Annotated in this window: 3 protein-coding genes; 2 read left to right on the top strand and 1 reads right to left on the bottom strand. The window is 47.4% G+C overall.

All coding sequences use genetic code 11. From position 1 onward, the window contains the following. Together IT291_09375 and IT291_09370 are read left to right on the top strand one after the other, a co-directional pair. On the top strand, window positions 1–785 hold a 785-nt coding region (locus IT291_09375; GenBank protein ID MCC6221435.1), incomplete at its 5' end, for an insulinase family protein. Between the two features lie 19 nt (window positions 786–804). Next, window positions 805–2,316, top strand: coding sequence for a PhoH family protein (locus tag IT291_09370; protein MCC6221434.1), 1,512 nt, complete (start codon window positions 805–807; stop codon window positions 2,314–2,316). Here the strand turns inward: IT291_09370 and IT291_09365 are convergent. Beyond that, window positions 2,263–2,625 (bottom strand): Hpt domain-containing protein, encoded by a 363-nt coding sequence (locus tag IT291_09365; protein ID MCC6221433.1) that lies wholly within the window; start codon window positions 2,623–2,625, stop codon window positions 2,263–2,265. The genes IT291_09370 and IT291_09365 overlap by 54 nt on opposite strands. Between the last annotated feature and the right edge of the window lie 41 nt (window positions 2,626–2,666).

The following is a 2,666-nucleotide window of genomic DNA, read 5'->3' as shown; positions in this document are numbered from 1 at the left end:
AGAAATTTACAGAGACGGATATAAAATCTCGCTTGCGGGAAATGCTTTGTGGCAAACGCATCGCAATAGCCGCTGCTGGGAATATTCAGGCCCATGTCGTGCATGAATTTGCTGAGCAAGCGTTTGGACATTTGGTTGAGGGAGATGCTCATATGCCAGCGGTCCCAAAGTCATCATCCGGATTGGTTATTGCGCCCCTTTCAGTAAGTCAGTGTTATTTGAACCTAGGGGTTAGTTGGCCAGGCGTGCGCGATGGGGATTATATAGCGGCAGTGGTGGCGACTGCTATTTTAGGTGGTGGTATGTCGTCTCGGCTCTTTCAGGTTCTTAGGGAAGAGCGTGGCCTAACTTACGATGTGGGAGCGCAATCTTTTTGCTATCCAGATACTGGTGCATTGGTGATTAGTGCAATTTGTGAGCGGCGGAATTTGGATATAGTGTTGGAACTCATACTTGAGCAAATGGCAACATTGGAGCATGATGGGGTTAGAGAGGATGAATTGGGGCGAGTGATTGAGATGTTGGTGTCGCAGGTTGAAATGGAAGCGGATAGTGTAGGTGCGCGAATGTGGCGACTAGTCGAAACTGAATTAGATTTTGGACGCTATGTTAGTGTGGATGAAACCATTACTCGCTTAAGGCGACTAAGGCGCGAAAAAGTTGCTGAAGTTATAAGGTGCTGGTTTTCGCAGACAGAGTGCGTGTTGGTGCTCGGTGGCGATGTTGATGATTATCGACCAAGTGAGCTCGTCGCTATGAAGACGAGAGCGGTTATTGGCAAATAAGGCTTTTAAGGAGAGGTAAGTGTTTAATAAATGCTTTGTTTTAGATACTTCTGCCATTATTTCTCTTGTTCAAGACGTGACGACGTTTCGAGGAAGTGGCAGTCCCGCTTTTGCCGGCGTATTGGGCGATAATGAAATAGTTATTCCGAGAGTGGTGTTGGATGAGCTACATGCGCTTACTAGAGAAGACGGCGAGATAGCTGTAATTGCTAGCGAGGCAGCTAGACAGCTAGAGCAGTATTCTACACTTGGCTCGTTGCTTGAGGGTGTAGAGACTGAAAAAGGTGGGTTGTTGCGCGTTGCGCCTCGGCCTAAAACTGAGAAAGTCGTAGCTTGGGGTTTAAAGGCGAATGTTGCAGACCACGAGATACTCGCGACGACGCTAGAGGAAGAAACGCGCGTTCGTAGAGAGATGGAGGCTGATGTTAGCGAGGGTGAGGTGGAGGGAGGTGGAGGGGCCGAAGGTGATACGGCGCTGAAACCCGAAACGGCAGTTAGGCTGATTAGCCAGGATAGAATTTTACGAGTTCTTGCAAGAAGTGTTTATGGAGTTGTATCAGAGGAACTTAAATCCATATGTGCGCCGGATGCTTCAGATGATCCTGGTTGTAAAGTTATAAGCGTGAGTTCTAGTTCTTTAGATGAGATTATGAACTGCGGTTATTACGAGATGCGAGAAATGCCGCGCATGAATCAATTTTTCCATATCGTAGACCGCGAGAATCCCGATGTCCGTTATTGTTATGCAATAAGTGCAGAACCCGGAAGCAAGAGGGCGCACTTAATCGATCGCGCCAAAGTTGACTATCTTAAAGTTGCCGGAGAGGTTACGGGTAGGAATGTTAGGCAGAAACTGCTTCTTTGGGCATTGATGGGTTGTGGCGAGCCAGATCCAAATGCGTCTGGGGGGATTAGGCTAATTACTGTTTCCGGGCCTGCGGGAAGTGGAAAATCTTTTTTGGTGTTGGCTGCCGCATGGGAGCGCCTGGAGAGAGGGCAGTTTGAAAGAATAGTGGTTACCCGACCAATGGTTGACGTGGGGACTTCGCTTGGGTTTCTCCCCGGGACTCTGGAGGAGAAAGTGCGCCCTTGGGGTGGACCCATTGAGGATAACCTTAGAGCTATTGTGCAGGTTCCTTCTCCCAATGAGGGGAGAGGTGGCAAAAGAGGATTTCAAAAAGGCGAACGTCCCTTTGATGCAAAGGCGTGGCTAGAGATGGAAAATCGTCTAGAGCTCGTTCCCATGACGTATATTCGCGGGAGAACATTTCGCAATAGTTTTGTGATTTTGGAGGAAGCGCAGAATTTGGAGCGCGGCCCACTTAAAGTGCTTTTGACGAGATTGGGAGAGGGTAGCGTCGTCGTAGTAGTTGGGGATTTAAGCCAAATCGACAATCAATTTTTAAGCAAAAGAAATAACGGCTTAATTCACGCGATTAACGCATTTCGCAATTGGCCGCAAGCTATACATGTGCATTTAAGAGACATTGTAAGAAGCGATCTGGCTCAAGCAGCTAGTGAGTTGCTGTAACTGGCTGTTTAGTTTCTCAGCAAGGGTGGCGAGTTCCTTTTTGCTATCGCTAAAGTTAGCAGCTTGAAGCTTGTTTTTAAAATGCAGTTCAGCCTCTCGGGAGATGTCTTTTATTTCTTCTAACTGGAGGAAGGCAGCGCCACCGCGCATGGTGTGAAGGCGGTGTATTAGCACTTTTAGATGTTCCGGCTGGAGAGCTGAAGGGTCAGCTAGTAGTTGCTCGAAATAGCGCAAATGTCTATTGAACTCATCTACAAATAGTCTGAGTGCTGGATATAGGCATTCGGGTATTTCGCAAGAATTACTCACTATTAATTTCTCGACTTTTTTCTTATGTTTCTTTAGAAAGT

It is taken from the genome of Deltaproteobacteria bacterium (assembly GCA_020845775.1).
Lineage (GTDB): Bacteria > Bdellovibrionota_C > UBA2361 > SZUA-149 > JADLFC01 > JADLFC01.
Note: the sequence above shows the minus strand (reverse complement) of the source record. Positions and strands in the feature narration are given on the sequence as shown.